At 56.8% G+C, this 24,195-nt stretch carries 20 protein-coding genes; 12 read left to right on the top strand and 8 right to left on the bottom strand.

The genetic code is table 11. From position 1 onward, the window contains the following. Positions 1-11 precede the first annotated feature (11 nt). Entirely contained in the window at positions 12-824 is an 813-nt protein-coding gene (locus AKG12_RS16205) for an IS5 family transposase (RefSeq protein ID WP_047170150.1), read from the top strand. A 33-nt stretch (positions 825-857) separates the two neighbouring features. On the opposite strand, the gene AKG12_RS16200 is transcribed toward AKG12_RS16205, so the two are convergent. The 7 genes from AKG12_RS16200 to AKG12_RS16170 form a co-directional block, all read right to left on the bottom strand. Then, entirely contained in the window at positions 858-2,309 is a 1,452-nt protein-coding gene (locus tag AKG12_RS16200; RefSeq protein ID WP_052819626.1) for a UvrD-helicase domain-containing protein, read from the bottom strand. After that, positions 2,299-4,029 carry an ATP-dependent nuclease gene (locus AKG12_RS16195; protein WP_052819625.1) on the bottom strand — a complete coding sequence of 577 codons (1,731 nt, stop codon included), beginning with the start codon at positions 4,027-4,029 and terminating at the stop codon, positions 2,299-2,301. Before AKG12_RS16195 ends, AKG12_RS16200 begins: the two co-directional genes overlap by 11 nt. Positions 4,030-4,114: 85 nt before the next feature. Continuing rightward, on the bottom strand, positions 4,115-4,498 hold the full coding sequence (locus AKG12_RS16190) for an XRE family transcriptional regulator (protein ID WP_082178886.1): 384 nt from the start codon (positions 4,496-4,498) through the stop codon (positions 4,115-4,117). A gap of 1 nt (position 4,499) precedes the next feature. Then, positions 4,500-4,868: a type II toxin-antitoxin system RelE/ParE family toxin gene (locus tag AKG12_RS16185; RefSeq protein ID WP_052819624.1), complete on the bottom strand. Its 369-nt coding sequence runs from the start codon at positions 4,866-4,868 to the stop codon at positions 4,500-4,502. Between the two features lie 12 nt (positions 4,869-4,880). Continuing rightward, positions 4,881-5,183, bottom strand: a complete 303-nt coding sequence (locus tag AKG12_RS16180; protein ID WP_052819623.1) for a hypothetical protein — start codon at positions 5,181-5,183, stop codon at positions 4,881-4,883. Continuing rightward, on the bottom strand, positions 5,176-6,597 hold the full coding sequence (locus AKG12_RS16175; RefSeq protein WP_052819622.1) for a tyrosine-type recombinase/integrase: 1,422 nt from the start codon (positions 6,595-6,597) through the stop codon (positions 5,176-5,178). The genes AKG12_RS16180 and AKG12_RS16175 overlap by 8 nt, the downstream gene beginning before the upstream one ends. Before the next feature lie 371 nt (positions 6,598-6,968). After that, complete coding sequence (locus AKG12_RS16170) at positions 6,969-8,393, bottom strand: T6SS phospholipase effector Tle1-like catalytic domain-containing protein (RefSeq protein ID WP_052819621.1); 1,425 nt, start codon at positions 8,391-8,393, stop codon at positions 6,969-6,971. Positions 8,394-8,741: 348 nt separating this feature from the next. Here AKG12_RS16170 and AKG12_RS16165 point away from each other — a divergent pair, with 348 nt between their 5' ends. Beyond that, positions 8,742-9,257: a disulfide bond formation protein B gene (locus tag AKG12_RS16165; protein ID WP_052819620.1), complete on the top strand. Its 516-nt coding sequence runs from the start codon at positions 8,742-8,744 to the stop codon at positions 9,255-9,257. A 30-nt stretch (positions 9,258-9,287) separates the two neighbouring features. On the opposite strand, the gene AKG12_RS16160 is transcribed toward AKG12_RS16165, so the two are convergent. Then, positions 9,288-9,845 (bottom strand): HNH endonuclease, encoded by a 558-nt coding sequence (locus tag AKG12_RS16160; protein WP_003585610.1) that lies wholly within the window; start codon positions 9,843-9,845, stop codon positions 9,288-9,290. A 319-nt stretch (positions 9,846-10,164) separates the two neighbouring features. Here AKG12_RS16160 and AKG12_RS16155 point away from each other — a divergent pair, with 319 nt between their 5' ends. From AKG12_RS16155 to AKG12_RS29425, 10 genes are all read left to right on the top strand, one after another. Next, positions 10,165-10,470 carry a hypothetical protein gene (locus AKG12_RS16155; protein ID WP_052819619.1) on the top strand — a complete coding sequence of 102 codons (306 nt, stop codon included), beginning with the start codon at positions 10,165-10,167 and terminating at the stop codon, positions 10,468-10,470. 146 nt (positions 10,471-10,616) lie between these two features. Next, positions 10,617-11,222 (top strand): transglutaminase-like cysteine peptidase, encoded by a 606-nt coding sequence (locus AKG12_RS16150; RefSeq protein WP_052819618.1) that lies wholly within the window; start codon positions 10,617-10,619, stop codon positions 11,220-11,222. Between the two features lie 270 nt (positions 11,223-11,492). After that, positions 11,493-12,284 (top strand): metallophosphoesterase family protein, encoded by a 792-nt coding sequence (locus tag AKG12_RS16145; RefSeq protein ID WP_046799777.1) that lies wholly within the window; start codon positions 11,493-11,495, stop codon positions 12,282-12,284. 248 nt (positions 12,285-12,532) lie between these two features. Beyond that, the gene (locus tag AKG12_RS16140) at positions 12,533-13,408 is read left to right on the top strand and encodes a hypothetical protein (RefSeq protein WP_046799778.1); all 876 of its coding nucleotides are present in this window, start codon (positions 12,533-12,535) and stop codon (positions 13,406-13,408) included. A gap of 130 nt (positions 13,409-13,538) precedes the next feature. Continuing rightward, positions 13,539-15,794 carry a polysaccharide biosynthesis tyrosine autokinase gene (locus AKG12_RS16135; protein WP_052819617.1) on the top strand — a complete coding sequence of 752 codons (2,256 nt, stop codon included), beginning with the start codon at positions 13,539-13,541 and terminating at the stop codon, positions 15,792-15,794. After that, positions 15,787-16,464 carry a hypothetical protein gene (locus AKG12_RS16130; protein WP_046799780.1) on the top strand — a complete coding sequence of 226 codons (678 nt, stop codon included), beginning with the start codon at positions 15,787-15,789 and terminating at the stop codon, positions 16,462-16,464. The genes AKG12_RS16135 and AKG12_RS16130 overlap by 8 nt, the downstream gene beginning before the upstream one ends. 80 nt (positions 16,465-16,544) lie before the next feature. Further along, on the top strand, positions 16,545-18,116 hold the full coding sequence (locus AKG12_RS16125) for an O-antigen ligase family protein (RefSeq protein ID WP_082178885.1): 1,572 nt from the start codon (positions 16,545-16,547) through the stop codon (positions 18,114-18,116). 417 nt (positions 18,117-18,533) lie between these two features. Then, positions 18,534-21,503, top strand: a complete 2,970-nt coding sequence (locus AKG12_RS16120; protein ID WP_052819616.1) for a DUF4838 domain-containing protein — start codon at positions 18,534-18,536, stop codon at positions 21,501-21,503. Between the two features lie 185 nt (positions 21,504-21,688). Continuing rightward, positions 21,689-22,909, top strand: a complete 1,221-nt coding sequence (locus AKG12_RS16115; RefSeq protein WP_156316065.1) for an O-antigen ligase family protein — start codon at positions 21,689-21,691, stop codon at positions 22,907-22,909. Between the two features lie 272 nt (positions 22,910-23,181). After that, positions 23,182-24,192 carry a polysaccharide pyruvyl transferase family protein gene (locus AKG12_RS29425; protein ID WP_082178884.1) on the top strand — a complete coding sequence of 337 codons (1,011 nt, stop codon included), beginning with the start codon at positions 23,182-23,184 and terminating at the stop codon, positions 24,190-24,192. Positions 24,193-24,195: the final 3 nt, after the last annotated feature.

Genomic DNA, 24,195 nt, shown 5'->3' with positions numbered 1-24,195 from the left:
TGGAGCGAGCGATGTGGACCCCAGCCACTCGCCGGCAGCATAGTCGCGCGGGACTTCGATATGAAACGGATTTGACGGATGCGGAGTGGCGGCTGATTGCGCCGTTGCTACCGGCGCCGAAGCGGACGGGCCGGCCGCTCTCCTGGCCGCTGCGCGAGATCGTCAACGCGATCTTTTACGTCATGCGCGGAGGCGTCGCCTGGCGGCTTCTGCCGAGCGACCTTCCGCCCAAGAGCACGGCCTATCGCTGGTTTGCGGCCTGGCGAGACGGGGGCGTGTTCGAGGCTCTCAACCATGCGCTGCTGATGATCGATCGCGAACGCAGCGGTCGGCCGGCCTCGCCCAGCGCCTGCATCATCGACAGCCAGAGCGTGAAAACGAACGAAGCCGGTGGGCCCCGTGGCTACGACGCCGGCAAGAAGATCATGGGTCGCAAGCGCCACGCCCTCGTCGATACCGACGGGCGTGGCCTCGTCCTCTTCGCCCATCCCGCCAGCGTGCAGGATCGCGATGGGGCGGGCCCGCTGCTGGCCGCCTCGCGCCGCCCGTTCCCCTTCATCGAGAAGGTCTTCGCGGACGCTGGCTACCAAGGCCCGCGTGTCGCGACCGCCACCCGCATCGCCGTCGAGATCGTCCGGCGCAAGCCCGATCAAATCGGCTTCGCCGTTCAGCCCCGGCGGTGGGTCGTCGAGCGCTTCTTCGCCTGGATCAATCGAAATAGACGGCTCTGGAAGGACGCCGAAGCCACCATCGCCTCCGCGACGGCCTTCCTCTACGCAGCCGCCGCCATGGTTCTTATCCGCCGCATCGCGCGAGCGTCATGAGTTCCGGGACGGACTCTGAGTGAGAAGCGCGCTCTACGCCGCAGGCGTGAAGCGGACGCTCGGCGATATAATTCTTATAGTTTTCGTCGCGCGCGTGAGCGCTACATACAAATCCTTGCCGCTCATTGCGTCGGTTGATGTCACGATGGCTCGGTCGAACTCCAAACCTTTCACCAAGAGCGTGCTTCCAATACTGCGGATTCCCAATCGGCGACCGGCGTGACGACTTCGATTTTGAACCTCCCAGATCGACGCGTGGAGGCTCGGGGGTTGGGTCTTCGTCGTGGTCTGGAGGGCCGATTGCATCGCAAAGTACATTTCGCGGCGGTAGATGCGGACGCCCGGCCGATCTCGCAGCGCCTGGAGGAAGGCGAGCATCGAGTCATCGCCACCGTCCTGGATGATCGCATCGGTGAGCTGCAAAAGATCGCCGAATTTAGCCTGGCCCAAGCGGCGGCCCTGTTGGCGGGCGTCAACGGCGCGCTGGAGTTCTGCCTTGTCGGCCCCGATCATACATTTGGCGGCGAAAGCCAGGAGCATCTTGAAACGCGCTTGTCCGACCGACCCATCAATGGCTCTGGCCGTGGCGAAAAGCGTCTTGCAGCCGACCGCCTCGATATTGACGAACCCTTGCTGTGCGAGCTTCTGCGCCAGCGCCGATCGACGGTTTTCGCTAGTGCTGTCGCCGATGACTATGAGGTTTCCAAGCAGGTCATCGCGCATCGATTCGAGGCATTGCCGGACTACTGTAGCCTGCTGATGGCGCGGATCGGCGGGCAAGGCGGTCCAGGTTACGCAACTTGGACGATTGCTGAGATCAAGAATTTCGCCCTTCTGAAGCGCCAGCCGCACGGCTCGAAGCCATTCGGCGAGATCCTCGTTCCCGGCGTTCTTCCATCGCCATGGAGTTGCCAGTTCGGCTGCTTGTCCAAAGTTTGGAAAGACATCCTTCTCCCAGCTAACCGGCGTTTGGCCCCGGAAGTCGAAGATGGCCTGAAGCGGGTCGCCAAAAACGCACGTCGGCAAATGATTGGCGAGCCGTCGGATCACATCGTGCTGCTGCAGGGTGCAATCTTGGTACTCGTCAACGAAGCAGCCACCATATGAAGAATTGATCACCCCATCCACGGCGCCACTATCGAGTAGGCAGGCTCCGGCGGCATAAACTGCGTCCCACTCCGCCGTGGAGTTGGGGGCGGTCGAAAGGATGCCGGAGCGCCGAGGAAAGGAAGCCGCAAACCGGAGGCACCAGCCGGCGATCGTGTCGATGCGATACTTACCGCTAGGAATTTGAAGTTTCTTGAGGCGTCGCGTGAGCGCGTCGACGCCGGCATGCGTGTGCGTAAGAATGAGCCGGCGATGTTCGGACACGCCCACCGCACGGGCAATTTGCTCGGTTTTCCCGCAGCCAGCGGCCGCAATGATGCTCCCCCGTCGAACGCCGGCCGCCAATCGCGCAATATCTGCGTCTACCTCAGGAGCCATCGATCCATGTCCGCATGGCATCGAGCCCTTGGGCGAGTGGAGTTGCAGCCACGTTGGCCAAATGGGGGCCGACAACTGATGCCAACCCTTCGCCGCGTGAAATGTCCTTGAACCAACTCTTGTCGTTCGCGACCTTACCAATCAGCCGACGCAAATCCACGGTGTCGCGCTCCGGTCCCAGCTTGGCGGCGGAAACGGTCGGAAGGCCGGCGGCGTTCAAGGCATTGTCGAGGACGGCGATGACGCTGTCCTGTCCGACGCACTCGATTGCGAGGGCAATCAGTGCGCGTACTCCGGCCCAGGGTAGGTCGAGAAACAGCCGTTGCTCGGTCGAGCAGTTGTCAGGCCATTGCCAGAAGGCCGCGCCTTTGTCGGTCGCTCTGCGCAAGGCCTCCGCGTTTGGCGGCTGGTCGGAGTCCAGAAGAAGCCAGACCTCGTATCCAAGATCGCGAAGATGCTCGGCGATAAGTGGGGCCTTATCCTTGCCCCCGCCATCGATCGGGACCGCTCCCTGCAATGCGAACGAATCTCGGCCGCTAGTATGCCACCATCCATCTAGCCCGCGCATAAGGCCCTGTTCCGTTCGCCCCTCGCCAACAAGAACCTTGCGCGCGAGGAAGGCCTCAGGCGTTCCGCGAAGGTGACGCTGCGCCGTGTCGAGGTCTCTGGCCAGTCCCGAAACTGACGCCACGGTCGTCACACCCGCTGACGATCGAACGGCAAAAATATCCGAGGCGGTTAGCTCGCGGATGACGACTGGCGAGTGTGTCGTCACGAACATCTGCGGCTGGACGGCACCTTCCCCGCCCTTGGGCGTTTTCAGATACTTGAGCAGCCGGGCGACGCGATGCGGTTCCAGACCATGTTCGATTTCGTCGACGATAGCGATATGAGGCGGGCCGGCGTCGTGCTGAAGCGCGGACACGAGAAGGCGAGAGGACCCAGTTCCAAGTCGGCGGAGTGGAAGGTTGCCGTCATGCAATGCAATCCCGCCAGAGGTGATGCTGACCCCTTGAACGTCCAGTTCGGCTGTGAATTTCCCTCGGACGGGCACGGCGAATAGCTTGCTCAGCTCCTCTGCCCGGTCGACGGCTTTTTTGAAGATACCTTGATCGCCGGCCTTGAAGGCTGTGCGGGCCGCCCGGCCGGCTTCCGCCAGTTGAAGGCTATATCCCTCACCAGCCTCGCCGATGCGTGTCAGGACGGAGGTTCGGCCCCAGCCGAGATGTCGTTCGGCATACGGTCCCAAGCGATTGGTGCCCATCCGCTTGGCGTCTTTGTAACGTACGGTCGGTGGGTCCTTGTCGATGGCATCGATACGATCATTGTGGATCGACCATCGCGCCTCTAGCGATTGATCGATAACTACGGTGATGGATAGCGCGTCTTCCAAACCCGCGCCGGACTCGTCCTCGATTTTCGTAGCTGCCTGGTTCCAGCCCCGAAGGTGTAAACCGTATCGGTCCTCGGCTTTGAAGTCGCCGGGTAGCCCGGCCAACGTTACAGTGATCCGCAACGGCTTCTCGATATCGAGGTCGAAGAAGTCGCAATCATCGGCGAAGCTATACGAGCGGGGATTTAGACACAGCTCGATGGCATCGAGGATGGTCGTTTTTGTGGAGTCGCCGGGGCCGATCAGGCAGTTCATGCCCGCCGCAGGTGCCCAAACCAGAGATTTGATTCCACGGAAGTTCTGGACCTCCAGATAGACGATGCGCATTCCTGCCCCCAGGCCGCTGACGCAGATCGTCAGTCAAAGTTCTTTCTCATGCCAAATCGCTCACAAGGATCCTCGATCCGGGTAACTAGCGCCCACGGGCACCGCCGATCTGCGCGCCGATGCGCGGCCGACGAGCCGATTTCTGCGGTGCGGCACCGTCATCGCCGAGATGGTGAATTCGCAGAGCAGGACGCTCCGGCAGTTTGACGGTCAATTCGAGCTTACCCCCCACCGCCTCGACATAGCTGCGAAGCGTCGAGAGATACATGTCGGTCTGCTTCTCAATTTTAGAGACCGAAGGCTGCTTGATATTGAGCGCGGAGGCGATATCGGCCTGGGCCTTACCCGCTATCTGGCGCAACTCGCGCAGGCCTTCGACCTCCTGCTTGAGCTCCTGATAGCGCGTATCGATCGCGACCTGCTCCCCCGGAGGCAGCGTTGCGATGAAGTCGTTCAGGTTCCGGCCCATCTCACTTTCCCTTCTTTACGGCTTTCAGGCTTTCCAGATGCTCGGAAAACCGGAAATCCGCTTTTGCTATCAGCTTCCTATAGAAGCGTTTCTGGCTTCCGCCCGACTTGTCTCCTGCTACCAGCAGGATTGCTCTTCGTTCTGGATCGAAGGCGAAGGCTGCGCGCCATTCGCCGTCGGCCACTTCGAACCGCAGCTCCTTCATATTGGCATGGCTAGACCCCTTGAGCGTATCGGCATGGGGCCGACCAAGCTGCGGGCCGTAATCCGACAGCAGCTTGGCAACCGCGAGCAACGCCTCGCGGACATCGCGCTCAAAGGCCAAAACCTCGCCCTCAAAGGCCGGGTGGATTTGGACTTCCCACTTCATATAGCCTCCGGGCTATGTCGGGTCAATGGGAAGGATGCGCGGAGCGGCCGGCGACGCCGTGGTCACGCGACGGCAACTTTCGGCCCAAACATCGAGATCATCGACCGCGTAGCGGACCCATTTTCCAAACTTGTGAAATACGGGTCCGCCACCCAGCGAGCGGTAGCATTCCAGCGTATGCCCTTCGAGGGCGAGGTAGCGGGCGGCCGCCTCGGTATCGACGAAGCGGATCGGGCCTGCGTCATCGACAAACCTCGCGCGACGCAGGATGTCCGCCGTAGGCCACCGGCGCCGCTGGTTGGCGTCCTTACGCATGGCTCGCCTCCTTTGGCTCGTCGTGCTTGGTGCCGGGCGGAACGGCGCGATTGTCGCCGGAGCGATGACGGAACGGCCGATAGTTTCCGAGCTTGGTGCGCGAACCATACTGGCCGTCCTCGTAGCCGAGGGGTTTGCCGGTCGCGGTCAACACCGGCTCGATAACCTCGACTTCGGGCGCAACCGAAGGCACTTCCACAACCGGCGCCCGCGTAGGTGTGGGAGGCGGGCTCGCCGAGTGACCGCCAAGCAGAGCCTGCCGTCGCTGGTTCACCGCCTCCGCTGCGGCTCGCACCGGGTCGTCCTCGGTGTGGACGTACTTCATGAACATAGTCACCGTCTTGTGGGCGGTGAGCGCCATGCCGACTTTCACCGGGATGCCGGAGTTTGCAATGTCGGTCGCCGAGCGATGCCGGATGCCGTGAGTTCCGATATGCGGGAGGCCTGCACGCTCAAGGATGCGTCGCCAGCCCTGATAATAGGTGTGCTTCGACATCGGCAGGTCGGGGTCGAAGACGGACGGGCAGACGAAAGGCGATTCCTCAAGGAGAGGAGCGGTCTCGAACAGCCGCTGCGCTTCGGCACTCATGGGTTTGGACATGCCGCCGGTCTTGCTGTCGGGCCAGACGACGCGCCGGTTGTCGTAATCGACCCACGACCATTCGAGCTGGATGATCTCCGACATGCGCGCCGCGAATTCGAACTGGAGCCGGATCGCGAGGAGGATGAAGGGATGCTCAAGGCCCTCCGCCTCGGCGCGCGCAAGGTAGGCGAAGAGCTTCTTCATCTCGCTGTCGGTGATCAGCCGGGTCTTTCCCCGTTCCGGGTACTTCGGGACGTGGCGGCATGGGTTCGACCCGTCGGCGCGCATGCCCCAGACCTCGGCCATGTTGAACATCTTCCGCACGGCCGCCAGGACGCGGTTCGCGTTCGTGGGCTTGTGCGACATCTTCTTCATCAGATTCGAGATGTCGGCGCGGGTGACGTCGGGCACCTTCAGTTGGCCGAGCACCGGGATAATGTAGCGCTTGCCGTAGCCGCGGTTCGAATGAACGGTGGACGGCTTGTTGCGGCTCTCCGAGTAGTCGGTGATGAAGCGGTCGAAGAGTTCTTTGACCGTGGGTGCCTGCCGAGCTGTGGCCCGCTCGGCGCTGGGATCGAGGCCGCGGCGAACCTCGGCCAGCCAGTCCTGAGCGATCCCGCGGGCCTGCTCGACGGTGATCTCGCCGTAGCGGCCAATAGCGGGCTTTCGGCGCTGCCCGTTATGGGCGACATAGGCCACCATGAAAATCTTGCGACCGGCCGGGGTGACCTTGACAAGGAAGCCGGGTATCGTCGTATCCCGGAGTTCGTAATCGCGCTCCTGCGGGGTTGCGGCGTCTACAGCGGTCTTGGTGAGTTTGATTTTGGGCATTCCTAACCTCCGATGAGGTCGGATTTCAGGTGCAACATAGGTGCACCTAGAAAGCCAACCGTGGCGTACATCCGGTTAGGTATGGGTGACTCGATATCCGAAAAAAGCTAGTGCTGACAGTCGGTTATCGGGAAAACGGATACCCCCGGATACACAAAGGATAGGGCATCTGGGGTCTCTCAAAATGCGGTTCCGCAAGGAGTGCTGGTTCGATCCCGGCTTGGGGTACCATTTCCTGAAAATAGCATTGATTTTTATGGTTTTTGTTCGGCGCACCGGCCCGTAACAATCATCCCGATGATAGCCGTACAGAACGGATGCTGGCAAACGAAAATTTTCGTTTCAGCCTGTCGAAAGGCCGTCGCATTCATCTACATCCTTGCTATAGCCGAACCTGCCTCGGGATCAGGGGCTGCTCCCCCGCCATAATAGGATTTCACCGCATCGTGGCCGCGTAGTCCTTCTGGCCGATACGCCTTCGTTTCATCGTAATGGACCACACCAGCCAACTTGAAACGATCAACGACGCTTGGATGTATTGGCGCGTCGACAGGAATTTTGCGAACGCATGATTTCCACGGCAACCAGCCCGACTTGATTTCATCGTGCTGACCGCCTGCACTGGAGGGATATAAATGCAGCCATTTATCGTCTACGACGATGGGATGCGTCACATTCGTCGCTCTGTTCACCATCCACGCCAGCGCGATGTCTGATAGACGGGATTCCGTTTCCAGATAGCTCCCTCCAATGTCTGAGTGCACACCCGCAAACCAGACCTGCTCGAACCAACCGTCTTCCTTGTCTGCCGAGTCGCTCGATTCATCGGTCCATGGCACGCGAGCAAACTTCGCTCTATTCTCGTCAATGGAAAGGGCGTGTTTGGCATATTCGACGCGTGGATTGAGAACCGTGTCGTAGAATTTCATACGCCAGCCCGTCAGATGAATGGTTTTCCACCATGGGTCGCTCAGCCCTGTAGCCCACTTCAAATGGGTCGCCAGATACCACGTTACCATGAATGTCGCCGCCACACCCACGCTGGCAAAAAGCCATGCGTTTAATGCAATCTGCCACGGCATCATCGCCCAGACGGCCGTGGCCAACAGGGCAACTCCCAAGGTGGCCGCGAGGAGGATGAGTATTTGCTGGACGGCATTGACCCCCAACGCGCCCACGGTGTCCCACACTCCGACGAAGTAAGGTACCGTATTGGCCCGCTTGGTTTCATCAGAGGATCGATATTTTTCGCGAAAGCGGGCGGCCAACTCTTTCCGCTGGGCGTCAAGCAGCTTGCTGCCTTTACCGGCGCCGTGCTGATAAACCGTTTTCACCGCTTCGTTTGCAACCTTGCGAGCGGTTTTCGGGTCACGATAAAAGGCAGTGACGCCGTCATCCATCCTTGTCGGCACGCCGCACCAACCCAGTACGCCACCCAAGCATCGCGCGGTGTAGGCGCCACGGCTGAATCCAAACAGGAAAATCCGGTCACCTGGTTCCCAAGACTGGAGAATAAAAGTGTAACAGTCCACGATATTCTTGGTTATTCCAAGTCCTGTCGCCTGTGAGAGAACGTTGTAGATCTTCCGGAAGGCACCGATCTTGATATCGTCGGCATCTGAAGCTGACCCCAACCCGGCATCGTAAAAAGCGATTTGATCATCGGGGTTCACGGCCGAGTCTGGACCGCACCGGGTTGCACGAAATAATTTATAGACGTTACTGCGGCGCTCATCGGGAAGTAGCCCGCCGGCCTGACCTGTACCATCTGAAAGTATAAGGATGTTCTTCGGCATGCGGCTTCGCTCCAATGAACCTCAGCCATCTTGCTGGATTTGTGATATTCAGTAAGCACAAAAGGATTTCAACCGGGAGTTTTCCTCAAAATTCTCTTCTAGTGAAGCCTCTATACGATGCAGAGAAACAAACCGCCGTTCGACTGTGTCATCGCCGTCGTAAAATCACGAAACTTTGCTCATCCACCTCCCGTTTATTAACGGGCTTTCATTTGCCAGAAGTAACGGACTGGATTAGACGAATCCCGTAACACACCGTTGACTGGCGACTTAATTTCGCCATCACGCCCGCCTTTTTGAAAGCCCGTCCGGGATATCTGCTTCTTCGCGAAGTTTGGGGAAAACATCATGGCCAATGCGACCACCGCCAACAACAGCCGTACGCTCGCCGCTCTCGGCGTCACGGCGGGAATGATCTTCACCGTCGGCTCTGCCCTCGGTTTCCAGCATATTGGCGGTTACACGCCCTGCGCCTTGTGCCTGTTGCAGCGCGATCCCTATTATTATGCCATTCCGCTGGGCATATTGGCCGTTGCAACCAGTGTCTTCAAACTGCCGGTTCAGATCACGCGGCTGCTCCTCGCCCTCATCGGCGTGGCCATGCTGATCGGCGCCGGGCTTGGTGTTTATCATGCCGGTGTGGAATGGGGTTTCTGGGAAGGTCCGATCACCTGCGCCACCGGCGCGCCGTCCATCACCACCAATGCCGGCGATCTGCTGGGCAATCTCAACGCCATCAAGGCGCCGTCCTGCAATGACGCAGCACTTCGGGTGCTCGGCCTTTCCTTCGCGGGCTGGAACGTCATCGCAAGCATTGCACTTGCGGCCATCGCCTTTTTTGGCGCGAGCCGTAAAAGCCGGTAAGCGGAAAAGCCGCGTTGCAGTCCTGAGGGATCAGGGCTGCAGCTCGGTATCCCAGTAAAGATAGTCCATCCAGCTTTCGTGCAGATAGTTGGGCGGGAACAACCGCCCATTATTGTGCAAATCCTGAACCGTCGGCTGGAAGGGCTTCTGTGCCGGGAACATGCCCGCCTGTTTGGGAAGCTTACTGCCTTTTTTAAGGTTGCAGGGAGAGCACGCGGCCACGACATTGTGCCACGTGGTTTCACCGCCATGCGCGCGGGGGATAACATGGTCGAAGGTCAATTCATCCCGCGTGCCGCAATATTGGCATTCGAACTTGTCCCGAAGGAAAACGTTGAAGCGCGTGAAGGCGGGGTTGCGGGTGGGCTGCACATAGGTCTTGAGGCTGACGACGCTCGGCAGCCGCATGGAAAAGCTGGGGGATGACACCGCGTGATCATATTCTGCAATGATGTTCACACGGTCTAGAAAGACAGCCTTGATCGCGTCCTGCCAGGACCACAACGACAAGGGATAATAACTCAGTGGCCTATAGTCTGCGTTCAGAACGAGCGCCGGCAGGGCCTGTGGTGAAACTGCAATCGTCAAGGGCTTCTCCTGAGCGATTCGGCATCTGCACTTGTATATTAGGTCCGTTGTTACAGGATTGTGAAGCCTATAAATGCAGCGGAGAAGAGCTTAATTTTTCAGCGGGAAAAAGGCTCTTTTATGTTCCTGATGACCGGACGACAGTCCGCCCGATCGCTTGCCGCCTGACAAGCGCATGAACAGCGATTCGCCGCTCGCGGTCACAAAATCGGTCTCACGCTTGTTGCGCCATCGGTGATATGATTATCGCGACCGAGAGAGCGGCGCGCACATTACGAACTGGCACCTATCGGTCGCTCCATCAGCAGGAGGAGAGCGCATGGTTTCGCGCAGGCATCATCCATCGACAGCGTTGCGGGCCGGGCTGGCAACAGGCCTGTTTGTCCTTACGATAAGTCTGGCCGCACTGGCCCATGCGCAGCAATATCAGAATTTCGAAATCACGCCGGATGGTCGCGGTGGTGCGCAGGGCACGATCGGCGGGCGCAATTTCGAAATCGAACGCAACTATGACCGGCCGCCGGCAAACCGCCGCTCCTCATCGGACGCACGGCGCGACTATAGGAGCCCCGTGCCGCAGCAAACATGCCTTGTCGACACCGAGGGCAGAACCCGCTGCAACTAAACGCGGCTGCGCCGATTTCCCGGTCGGCCTCCTCTGCCGGCAACAAAATTCGATTTCACTAAAAAGCAATCTATCGACTTAAACGGCCTGCAAGAAAGGGCCGGTATGTTCAGGCACAGACAAAACAACTGTGCAGGGGCAGAGACATGGCAAAGAAAACAGGCCGTCTGGTAAAGACTTTGGCAGTCGCCGTCGGCATGGCGGCAAGCATCGCGACGACGGCATCTGCCGTTCAGCTTGGTGGTCTCGCCAAAAACCCGGTCACAGCGCGGCCCGGCCAGTTCATGTCAACAAGCCGTCCGACCATCGCGCCCATCGCCTTTGCTAAATTCTGCGACAATGCCGCCGACCAGTGTGTCCGCATTGGCGATCGTGACACGATCGAGTTGACGAAACAGAAGCGCACGGAACTGCAGCGTATCAACTCCGAGATCAACTCCGCGATCGTCTATGTCGGCGAACTTGAGGGACAAGATGAGTGGAAGCTCAATCCGGCCAGCGGTGACTGCGACGACTATGCCGTGACAAAGCGACAACGCCTGCTGCGGGCCGGCTGGCCGTCGGGTGCGCTTCGCATCGCCACAGCCCGCATACCGAGCGGTATCGGCCACGCGGTTCTGGTCGTCAGCACGACCCAGGGTGATCTGGTGCTGGACAACCGCACCAACGTCGTCAAGCCGTGGAAAGCGGTGGATCTGAAATGGATCAAGATACAGTCGCACGAAAACCCGCGCATCTGGCTGAAGCTCTAAAACGTCTCCGCCAATACCCGCACATCCCATCGTTTCGCAGGACCGGATGCACGCTCGACCATCGATTTAAGGCGTCATGTATTTCGAATGCGAAAGAGGGTATGCTGCCCCCATATCGAAGTATTCTTGACCGAAAAAACGCCGCTGATGCGGCGCTTCAACAGAACGTTTGCGGAGATCGTGGCTTCCAAACGACCCAGCCCAAAAAGGCTGTTCGGCCGCCGCAGTCAACGCTCTTGACCTTGTACCGGAGAGACAGTATCGGCAGCTATGCCTAAGGTGCTCAACTGGATTCGCGGTCGTAAACAACCAGCCCCCCGCGACGACCGGAGGCGCCGCAGGTTGGACCTTGGCGACAAGCCTACCTCCTTTCCGATCTACGCCATTGGTGACGTGCACGGTTGCCTCGACCTGCTTTTGCAGGCGGAACGGAAAATCCTCGCGGATCTGGGTCCCGACCCCTCCCCCGCTCTGGTCGTTCTCGTTGGAGACTATGTCGACCGCGGACAGGATTCCTGCGGTGTCATCGACCACCTTCTGCAGCCGCCGCCGGCGCCACTGCGCCGTATCGCGCTCTGCGGCAATCATGAGCAGCTGTTCAGCGACTTTCTCGAAAATCCGCAGGACAACATGCACTGGCTGGATTTCGGCGGCCGCCAGACGCTTTTATCCTATGGTGTCGATATCGATTATTTCATGCACAAGGGCCGTTTACGACTTCAGCCTTTCAGAGACGCACTGATCGGCGCGATCCCGCATATCCATCGCCAGCTTTTAGCCAGCCTGCCAGTCTATGCGCGCATCGGACCCTATATTTTCGTGCATGCCGGCTTCCGGCCGGGAGTGCCGCTGGATGCGCAGACCGATGAGGACATGTTATGGATCAGGGAGCCGTTCCTGTCGCAGGGAGCCGGGCTGGACCTGCTCGTCGTTCATGGCCATACGCCTGTTGCGGCACCCGAAACAGGCCCGCGACGGATCGGCATCGACACCGGAGCTTTTACGACGGGCAGGCTTACGATTTTAAGAATTTCAGACTCTGAAATTACCCTACTTGCATAATATTAAACGCATGGCATGTTTTTTTATGGTCGCAGGACAAGACTCTGTCGAAATCCCCTTCTCAAGGTGAGAAAACCGGTAGGACTCGTCGTTAACATTAGCTAAAAGTTCCGTTCGAAGCGCTATTTTAACACTTGATCGTTCGTTTGGGCTGTGCGATTTAAAAAAGAGAAATTTTTACATGTTGGATAGTCATATTCGACATTGAATGTATTTAAAGTCGTATTTTAAAGATTTGGAGACGTATTATGTCCCGCCTTCACAACGGCCCGGCGCTTGCTGGCGCAATGTTGATCGCCAGCATGGGTTTTTCTTATGCGAACGCCCAGAGCATAGAGCCCGTTCCTCCACCCGCACCTCAGCAGGCTACACCGGCACCGGTTGTGGCACCCGTAAAGACCGCCGACGAAACGACGGCCGCCTTCCTCGGCCGTGTCAACACCGCGAATCCGGAAACGGTTTCGCTTGCAGCCGCTGAACTCTTCAAGCAGTCTCCGACGCAGGTAACGGTGGGTGACTTGATCGCCCTTGCATCAAGCACGGATGCCGCAGCAGCGGACATGACCGGAAGAGTAACAAGCGGGTTTCCGATTATCGCCGTTTCCACCAACGCTGCGCAATTCTCCGAACAGCTTTCCGCACTGATTCTGAGTGATTCGAGCCAGCTGCCCACCATCGTTGCGCTGGCCAAAAAGGTCGCCAACAAGGACTTCTCCGAGGTCGTCGGCGAAGGTTTGGCGCTTGCCTATTCCACGGCGATGCAGAGGGGCGACACGATACTCGCAGCCGCGATACAGCTGCAGACCAAGAGCGTCGGCGTGCCATCCGATCTTCTTATTGCATTTAGCGAAAACGTTCAGGGCACGGCCGCCGGCCCTGCCGCTCCCGCAGCAGCCGCTGCAGCTGCCTCACCGATCGGTGGCGCCGGTTCCACACCTGCGAGCGGCAACAGCATTGGCGGCTCGGCGGCCGGAGGCGGTTCAGCCGGCACGGCACAGGCCGGAGGCGGAGCAGCTCCGGCTGGCGGTGGCGGCAGTGGAGCGTCGGGCAGCGCAGCAACTTCGCCGTCGATAACGGTTTCAATCGGCAGCGTAAGTACACCGACAAGCACAAGCCCGATTTGACACTGGCTTCCCGCGGTTTCCTCGGGTTATCGCGGTTTTCTGTCTTAAGACGCAACGGGACTTGGCGACCGCGGCGCCCGCTAAAAAACAACGAGGCTGACAGTTGTTGCAAAGGCACGATCCCCTGACGATGGCCGACTACGACAAAAGCGCGTTTACGGCCGATATTATCGATATCGAAACCGCTCTCGCGACGATCCGTCGGCAATGGCGTATTGTCCTCGCCGCTATTGCTGTCGCTGCAGCAATTGGTTTGACCTATATCGTGACCGCCGTCCCGATTTATTCTGCTACGGCAACCCTGCTGATCGACCGCAACAACAGCCAGATCGTCGAGCAACTTTCGACGATCGGCGGCGTCGTGGAGGACGAGGCATCCATTCTCAGCCAGGTCGAGGTTCTGCAATCGGAAACCATCGGGCTTGCGGTCATTAATAGTCTGAATCTGGCGGAAAATCAGGAATTCGGAGCCGCACGCGCGTCGCTTCTAAGCTCGATAATCGATACTATCCGTTCGCTCGTAAATGTTTCCCAATGGTTTTCGCCCGAAAAAGAAACCGTCATCGATGACGAAACCCTGAAACGAGCGCTGTCGGACCAGTTGCTGTCGAACCTTTCCGTCAAACGCATAGGCCGCACTTATGCACTGGAACTTACCTACAACTCTACATCGCCGGTGCTTGCCGCCCAGATCGTCAATGCGGTAGCTTCCGCCTATCTGGTCGACAAGCTGAACTCCAAATACGAGGCAACGAAGCGCGCCAGCGACTGGTTGTCCGATCGCATAGCCGAGTTACGCCAGAGGGCTCTCGAAACCGATCTGGCCGTGCAGAAATTTCGCGCCGAGCACAATTTGATCTCGGCCGGCAGTAACGGCCTGCTCTCCGATCAACAGCTCGCCGAATCCAACAGCGCGCTGATCCTGGCACAATCGGAAACGGCAAGGGCGCGGGCGCGGGTGCAACGGATCGACCATATCCTCGCTACTGACGATGTCGATGCCGTCGTAACGGATATTCTCGACAGCTCCGTCGCAAATGATCTGCGCAAGAAATATCTCGAATCCTCCAAGGTCGAGGCGGAAATCACCGGCCGGCTTGGCGGCAACCACGTTCAGGCCGTGCGTCTGCGCAACGAAATGCAGGAATACCGCCGGCTGATGTTCCAGGAAGTCAGCCGGATCGCACAAAGCTACAAAAGTGATCTTGAGGTCTCGGAAGCACGCGAAAAATCACTGGCGGAGAGCGTCGCCAGGGCCACTGACGTCAGTAATTCGGCCAGCCAGACACAGGTTCAGTTGCGCGAATTGCAGCGCGAAGCGGAAACCTACAAGAACATGTATCAGACCTTCCTGCAGCGCTACCAGGAGGCGATGCAGCAGCAATCATTCCCTGTGACGGAAGCGCGCGTGATCTCCAAGGCAATGCCGCCTGAGGGGCCGAGCAAGCCAAATAAGCCGCTCGTTTTGGCGTTGTTCATGTTCATGGGCGCCGTAGCCGGCGGCGGCATGGCCGCATTCCGCGAATTCCGCGATCGCTTCTTCCGCACCGGCGAACAGGTTCGCGATGTTCTCGGGCTGGAGTTTTTGGGGAATACCCCTCTCATTCAAAACAAGCCTGCCACGGACAACCTACCGACAGGAAAAGAGAGCAATCCCGCTGCCACACGCCCCTCCAGCATTGGGCGCCACGCTGTAGACCACCCACTATCCTCCTTTGCAGAAACGCTGCGTAGCACCCGGCTCGCAATAGATCTCGGCATTGCTGCGAAAAGCGGAGCGCGGGTGGTGGGGGTAGTATCAGCCTTGCCGAGTGAGGGAAAATCAACGATCTCCATCAATCTGGCGCAGCTTCTCGCCGGGCAGGGCGCGAGAGTGCTGCTGCTGGATGCCGATATTCGCAATCCGGGCGCCACGCGCGCCCTGGCGCGTCACGCCGGAGAAGGCCTGCTCGAAGTGTTGCTGGAAGGTCGCAATGTTCGGGACGTGCTGCTGCACGACGAAAAGACGCGGCTCGCTTTCCTGCCCACAGTCGTCAAGCAGCGCGTACCACATTCCTCTGAGCTGCTGACATCGGCTCAGATGCATAAATTGCTGGCCGAAGCGAGTAACGCGTTCGATTATATTGTCGTAGACCTGCCACCTCTCGGGCCGGTGATTGACGCTCGAGCAATGGCTGGACGAATTGATGGTTTCATCTTCATCACCGAATGGGGTAAAACCGCCCGCAGGGCGGTACGCAATACGATCGAAAACGAAGTCCACATCCGCAAGAAGTGCCTCGGCGTCATCCTGAACAAGGTAGACACGGAAAAGCTGAAGCTCTATCGGGCTTATGGTTCGAGCGAATATTATCATTCGCGCTATACCCGATATTATCATGACTAGACGGGACTATGTGACGCGTCTGCGTAAGTTCTTGGCAGTCGCGCCGGTTCTGATCATTTCCACGTTTGTTTTATCCATCGCAGCACAAGCATTTTCCGAAAGCCGGCGTTTTTCCGATATTGTCGCGATGGCGAAGATCGCGGACGATAAGAACGGTCTGGCACCCGGTCTTCTGGCGAAAACTGTCAAAGGGCTGCATCCCGTCGTCGCAGAAAAAATCTGCCGTTCAGATATTATCAAGGGTGGATTGCGGCTGGTTCTCGCCGATCTCGATATAAATGGCAAAGATCAGGCCTCCGAGACAGCAGCCGCGCGCCTTGGTTTTGCCGAGACTTATATTCGTCATGCGCTTTTTTGTTTTCCTGCCAATGGCGACGTATGGCTGCGTCTTGCCATGGTTCGTGCATTGCGCAACGCCTCGCCCATGGAAATTGCCGTGCTAATGAATTTTTCTCAGCTTTACGGACCGGCCGACGCCAATCTGATACGTGGACGCTTCGTGATGTGGCAGCAATTTCCAAAAGAAGCCCTACCACAGGCAGACACGGCCCGCGATGCCGACACCGCGATCGTGTGCAGCAAAGGAGGGGAAGTCCTGCGCTGGACCTTGCGTAATATCTGCCCACAAAAGCCGCCGGACAGAATGAAACGCCCAGTCCCGCATCCTTGATCTAAAAGGGCGGCGCGGTCAGGTCTCACCTTCCTTTGAGGCACCGCCACAGCAGCCAATTCCCATAAAGCCGAAAAACCATGCAGCCCACCGAAGCCCTGCCAGAACCACTGTCCTCCTCGCAGCCCCAGCCGCTCGCATTTCAGGACTATTTCCGGGCAATTGCCATCGCCGCGTTCTGGGCGATCTTCCTGCTCACGCTTCTCAATCGGGGCGCGGTTGAGATTGAGAGCCGTATTGTCGTCACGGCGGCAATCTATCTTTTGCTGGTGTCCGCAATCCTTCTGCTTGGGCCCCCTCAGGCCGGTGCCGGCAAGGCCATCGCAGCGGCCTGCCTTTTGTTGGGGGGGCTTATCGTTCAGCTGCTGTTTCAGGCATTGTTCCTGCCGGGCATCACTCCCTCGCATCCCGCCTGGTCTGTTGCCGCGATGTTCACACAGACCGCGCCCACCGCCACGATATCACTTACCCCGGCTGACGATCGTCTCGGCCTGCTGAGCGCCGCCCTGCCCTTCGGCGCCTTCATAGCTGGCCTCGTGATTTTCGATACGAATGAGCGAGCGGCAAAAGCACTGCGATGGTTCGCAATAGGCGGCGGCTGGCTCGCATTGTGGTCAATCATGCAGTTTCTGTTTTTTCCTGAAATGCTCGGCTTCATTCAGAAACGCTTTTATCTTGACAGTCTGACCGGTCTCTTCGTCAACCGAAATACCGCTGCAACCTTTTTCGGCCTCATCCTGCTCACACTTGTTGTGCTGCTGCATAAAAGGCTCCTGGCTCCCAACTGGCGCATGGTGAGGGCTCTGGTGGCAAATCGTCTGACCGTGCCGGATGAACAGAAACGTCTCATCCGCAGCGCGGCTTTCGCCAGTGCGCTTACTGCTTTTTGCTTCATCGCATTGATGCTGACCGGATCGCGCGCAGGGATCATGTCGAGCTTTGCGGCACTGTTGTTGCTTATCCTTTTGACCGTCTTCAACTCCCCCATTCGAAGAGGACGGAATGCGGCACCCCTTTGGGGCGGACGGCACGGATCGAAACGACGAGCAGCGATCATGCTTTTCATCGCCATCGGGCTGTTCTCGCTTTTCGCCAATAGGGTGGCGCTTCGCATGGAAGCGCGGTTGGAAGACGACCTGCGCTTCTGCTACATGCCGGGCATCACACGCGCCATCGCCGATAATTGGCCGTGGGGATCGGGGCTCGCAAGCTTTAAGGAAACCTACGCCCCCTATCATGCGGCGCAATGCGGCGTGAACAGCGTTGTCACCCATGCTCACAATGTCTATGCCGAGGGCTTGCTGACGCTGGGCATCGTATTCCCGTTTTACGTAGCTTTTTTTGTGCTCACCCAATTGGCCATATTTTTTCGCGGGGCACGTAAACGCAAACGTTATCGTTACGCTTCCCATCTGGGCTTTACTGGACTCCTGCTTGTCGCACTACATTCGACGCTTGATTTTTCGCTACAGATCCCCGGCTTCGCAATGGCTTACGCCGTCTTCCTCACCCCCGTTGTAACCCTTTGTCTGCATCCGCCGGGAACAGAACGGGATGGGCGGCAACGCCGGAGCCGACCTTCGGCCGATCCCCAGACAAATGAAAGGCTCGGCGAAACTACCGCTTCCACCATCAATTCCTGTGAACAATGATGGGCCGGGGCCTGCTTTATGGAAAAGCTCATGCCGGTAACCCGTTTTACCGATGTCTTTACAGCAGCATCGGAAATCGTCGACACGGTCCCAACATTGGCAACCGGACCCAACAGGCAAAATTGATTAACCGATGAAGACAGGCGACATCAGTTTCCCCTGATGATAGAGTGGATACGGAAAGTGTTTAAACCCGTTTCATAAACGCCTAAGAGGACTTGAAGTAGTCCGTTCGGTTAAAACCAAACAGCATAACGTACTTTATATATTTTCATTTACTGAACTTTCTGGATAATAAAACCAAAATACTCCACTGGAATTGCCTTTGAGCCGAAATTAAGAGGCATTTCCAGACTGAACTAGACTGGTTTTTCAAAAATATATTTTCCATAAATTTAAACAATTTAAGGAATACCAATGAAAAGGTTTTTACAAAGATCTCTTATCTGCCTTTTCGCGGCATTCAGTCTTCTTTCTCTTCCTGCATTTGCACAACAGTCCGAACTCGTCAAAAACGGCTTTTTCGCCGGCCATATCTTCCCATGGTGGCCGCAAGGCTCGGCTATACTGTTGCAGAAAATAGCCGGACGCGAGGCTGTCTTGATTCCGTCCGGCATGGTCGTACAGGAGAAAATCAGCGTCTCCGGCGGGCGCAACTACCGCCTCTCAATGGATATCCGCAGTGAAGCCACGCAGCCGGGCACGGTTTATGCGCAGATGAGCTTTCGTGGGGCGGGCGTCACGGATGAATGGCAAGGGCCAGCCAAAGTCACATTAGATGGCCGCGAGAATGGGAAATGTACCGCCGATAAAGTTCCGCGGACCGAGAAAGCAGCTTTCGTTACAGGCGGCGATACGGCCAAATGGCAATCCCACGCCATTGTCTTTACCGCACCGCCTGAAGCCGATCAGATGGTTCTTTACCTTCGTAAAGCTCCGTGCACCCCGGGCGCAGCGGCATTCACCGGCATCTCCATGACACAGACAGAGGAGCCGGCAACCTCAGTTGCCGAAGCCGCACGTCAGACCTTGGTGACAGAGTGGCTTCCACCGCCCGCGGAGCAGGCTTCTAACGCCGCACTCATGAGAAACCAGCTTGCTCGTCCCGCTCCACAGGATGGTCGACATCGCCTGGCGACAGCAAGAGACATGGCAATGCGTGTGCATGTTGGTGTCGATGAAGACGTGATGACGCTTCAGGCCGCCAGCGATCTCTCAAATTTTTCTGCGCAGGTTGCAGGTGCTGTTGGACCCAAACATCTGTCCATAGATGAAGCTGTCGCAGAGCAGCCGTTGCTCGTCGTCGGCCGCCTTAACGCATTTGCCCGTAAAGCGTTCACTGAGGCCGATTTTGAAGAACTGGGAGACGATGGCTTCCTCATACGTTCTTCCGGTCCCCACATCCTGATCGCCGGGCGTACACCGCGCGGCACCATGTATGGCGTCAACTGGTTCCTCGACCGTAAGCTCGGCATTCGATGGTTGGCGCCTGATGTGACAAACCTTCCGCTGACGCCAGACATCACGCTACCGTTTCAACACGAGCGACAAATCCCGCGCTTTGGCTTTCGGGAGGTGCTCAGTGTCGAGGCGGAAGACAAGGCATGGCGTCAGCGTAACCTCATGAACGGTGAATCTCACGGCCCCTCCTTCCAATCGTCACCGCCGGCGCTTGATAGTTGGGATAGAAGCTGGGCAAGCCAGGGCATCATCGCCAATTTCTATCAATTATTGCCTCCGGCCATCTATAGGCCGGCTCATCCGGACTGGTATGCGGGCGGGCAACTGGCGATGATGAACGAGGAGATGCGCGCGGAGATGGCCCGGGTGGTTATCGAACGACTACGTGCCTTGCCGGGCTATCGCAGTATCTGGTTTTCCATTCACGATATGGATTGGGGCTGGGATATGGACGCAAGCAGCAAGGCATTCGCCGATCGTCATGGAGGGTATGCTTCGGCGCCACGGCTGGACATGATGATCGACATTGCCCGACGCGTCCGCGCCGAACTACCTGGCGCTCGTCTCGCCTTTAATGCCTACCACTGGAGCTTCACACCGCCGGAAGGCATGACCGTCCCCGATCACATCCTTGTCTATCCGATGACGATCCACGTTAACTACCGCGACGCGCTCAACGGTACCGCTAACGCCGCCCTCGGCAAGGACATTGCCGGCTGGAACAAGATTGCCCGCAATGTTCTTATTTGGGATCACATCACGAATTTCGCCGGCTTCATTCAACCTACTCCAAACATCTTCCCAATCGGCAGATCGATCCAATGGCTGGCCTCACTGGACCACGTTGGGGGATATATGGGTGAAGGCAGCTTCAATACGCCGGGCGCCGAATTTGCCAGCCTGAGAGCGTGGGTGATCGCCCGTCTGCTCTGGGACCCAGAACAGGATATTAATGAACTGGTTCGTGAGTTCTGCGAGGCTTATTACGGGCCTGCGGCTTCTGATATCATCGAATATATCCGTTTCTACCATGACAAGATCAGCCGCACCGATGATGTTCTGGCAGAAAAGACGAGTGTCGATATGGCTATGTTTGACGCCGAGTTTGTCAAACGGGCCGACAGCCTGTTTGACAAAGCCGAGGCATCGGTCCGCGGAACCCGCTATGAAGCCCGGGTGCAGACCGCCCGCATGCCGGTCGATTATGTAATCCTCCTGCGGCGGAACGAATATTCGGACTTGAAAGATCAGATAGGCTTCGACGTAAACACCGACAAAAACCAGCGCTCTGCCCGTTTTTGGAAGGCGATCTCGCAAGCCGGTGTTACCCAATACATTCAAAACGACAAGATTGCAGCCCTGGCTCCTCTTCTGGCCATAGAAAGGCGACCGCCCGAAAAGCCGGATATCGCCATGGATGGGGTGAGCTGGAAAGACATACAGGATATCTCATTTCAACGTTTCGCCGGAGCGAAAAGCGCGATCGTGGCCGATCCCCTTGCCTCTGACGGGGCAGCGGTGGCACTCGATCGGAGCTCGCCGGGTTGGAATATGCAGTTGAAGTTTGACAAATTACCCAAGTCCGGCGAATGGTGGCTTTATGCCGCCCTTCGTACGGATGACACGACGAAAAATGAAGCCGTCGCCAAACTCGGCGCGGCCCCCCCGATGGATTGTTTCGATACAATTGGGCCCGATCAGCTGACTTCCGCTGCATACTCCTGGTTCCAGGTTCCAGGTGGACCTTTTTCATACACGGCCGACCATGCTCGCAGTATTTATCTGGATCCGTTACGCGGGCCTGAGGGATCGAAGGTTATTATCGACAGAATAGTTGCATTATCTCGCCCGTGGCGTGAAACAACCATTGATCTGCCCGGCAAAAATTTACCGCATGTCAGAACATCCTCCACGCAAAAATGCTAATATTCGCGCAGTGGGATGTGAACTCAGTTACATTCGAAATGCAAAGAAACAAATATAATTTAAGTGAAGACCGCGTTCGTACATCGATATACAAATTTTGATAAATCCATCCTGCTCCGCTCTGTTCACTTATTGCCTAAACATTTAGCGATACGAAAATGCCCCATTTTTGAAGGAATTTATGGGTGAATACCACCTACAGCCAGCCTTGGTCTTTGCCACGAAAAGATGCGATCCCCAAGCGACGAATGCTTCTTCTGGAGATAATTCTGGTCGGCGGCCTGCTTTTATTGCCGCTGCAGGCAGTGAAGCTTTCCATTGCACAACCCGCACATCTCTGGGTGTTAATCGCGCTGGTGGTGATGCTGTTTTATGAACGGCCACGACTATCGGGAACAGAACTTATCGCCTATGCGGCATTCGTCTATTTTACGCTGGCTCTAACCTTCATGCAGGATTACACGCGCATAAAGGAAATGGATCAGCTCGTTAAATTTGTCCTTTTTTATCCGGCGTTTTATGTGGTGGGAAAATGGTTGGGATGGCACTTCGGTGACCGTTCGCTGCCATTGGCGTACGGCTTCCTATTTATCTTCCTGATTTTTCAATATGCAGCGCAGACGCTGCATATACCCGTGATCTATGAGGAAATCAGCTTTGGGCAGGGTGCGCTCCATGGAACGTTCAAGGAGCGTAATTGGCTGGCGGTCTATTTTCTCCTTCTCTCCTATGTATTGCTCCTGAAGGATCGCTCAAATCGAGGCTTCTTGCTGTTCTTCGGTCTTAACATTGTTGTCATGCTTCTATCCGGCTCAAAGACGACGTTCATAGCTGCTGGAATCGTGTTTCTCCTGCAATCAAGGCTGCCTTTGTGGATAAAGATCCTGCCGGTTATCATCGGCGCAATGTTTTATCTGTCCATTTTTTCGGAAGAGCTCACCGGCGACAGATTGGCGGTCAAACTGGAGGAAGAACGGGGACTTGCATTCACTGTCAGCCTCGATCTGCTGCGCGCCAATCCGTTTGGTTACGGGCTGGGATTTGTGGAGGCGTTTTTCTCCAACACCTGGATTCAGGTAAGAGGGCTGGGAGAAGGCACAAACTCGGTATTCTCGGTCCCGCTTGATCTCTGGCTAATTGCCGGACCTTTCGGTTTTGCGATGTGGTTGGTGATCTTTGCCGGAGTGGGAAACTCTGCAACCAGGGTGTTGGCGCCAATTGCAGCCTTGTCGTTGCTTAACCCACTACACCAGTCCGAACTGGTCTATTTTTTCATGGGATTTTTAGTATCGCAGGACAAGTTCCAGCGACTTGCACTTCAAAGAGCGAGGAAAATCGCGGAAAGTATCAACGCAACGAATGAATTCAGTCGCGAATACAAGCATAGAGCGGAGAAACTCCCGTAATGTCGGGGGTTTGCCCTCACTCCGCGGCGCATCCCGCTATGGGGGCCCAAGAATAGGCAATCGTCAATTTGGACGTCGCAGTATCACTTGATTGGTTATTTCTCGAAGTCGTTAATGTTGTCCGTGAATATCTGCAAATTCTGCGAACAGGGGAATTTTCGGTCGGCCACCAATCGCAAATTTGTCTGGTCAAAGCGATTTATTTCGCATATGCGAGAAGCAGTTCCATATTTATTTTATTTCTTAAATTCTTACAAAGCGGATTATAAGCCATGTTGGCACCAATTCACAGTGAGCTAGAAGCGCACGCTGCTGTAATGCGGGACCTCAAATCAAAGTTTTCGCAAATTAACGAATGTATCGGAACAGGGGCGAAGGTTGCATACATTGACTACCCCGCACATTTCAATACAGGAGACCTGCTGATTAATATTGGCACCGAAGCATTTTTTTCTCGAAATGGAATTAATGTCGTAAGTCGCTATGCAATCGGAGATCTTGGCAAATATTATTACGAATCCGATAAATTCATTCTAGGAAGACGCCTCCCTCAACTTGATGCGGATATCGCCGGCGGTGCGGTTCTGGTATTCCATGGGGGTGGGAGTTTCGGAGATGTATGGCCGCATCATCAAAAGCTCCGTGAAGCCCTGTTGGAGCGATATAGTGGCGTTAAAGCCATCGTGTTTCCCCAATCGATTCAATTTGGCGACCGAAGAAAATACGACGAAGCCGCCAAATTGTGCGGCAGGCATGGCAACCTGACAATATTCGTGCGGGACCAGGAATCGCTTGAATTTCTGGCTGCCAGTGGGGTACCGGGTGAGATATTGCCCGATATGGCACATGAGCTTTGGGAAAACGCGGCGTTTTTTCCATTCCCTTACACGATCGGAACTGGCGAGCTCCAACAAACACGCATCGACTTGGAGGGGGGGAGCAGTCAAGCTGGCGCCAAAGGTGGTTTCGATTGGGATGACACCCAATCTTCTCGCGACAGGGTATTATACAAGGTATTTTGTGCTTGGCGGCGCCTCAATCCCGTTCCGCGATCAGCTCCCAGCTATAAGGCATGGTATGTTTTGCGGGATCGCGTCATCGGCAATGGCGTCGAACATTTCCAGAAGTTTGAAAGTGTCAGGACCGACCGCTTACACGGTATGATTTTGTCATCACTGCTTTCCAAGCCGATATATTTTGATGATCGCAACAACAAATATCGGAAACTCCATCGATATCATTCCAAGTGGCTCTCAGGGTCGCCGTTAGTTACATCGGCTTGAGCT

Origin of the sequence: Agrobacterium sp. SUL3 (genome assembly GCF_001263295.1) — a bacterium.
Classification (GTDB): domain Bacteria; phylum Pseudomonadota; class Alphaproteobacteria; order Rhizobiales; family Rhizobiaceae; genus Agrobacterium; species Agrobacterium tomkonis.
This window is presented reverse-complemented; position numbering and strand designations above follow the sequence as displayed.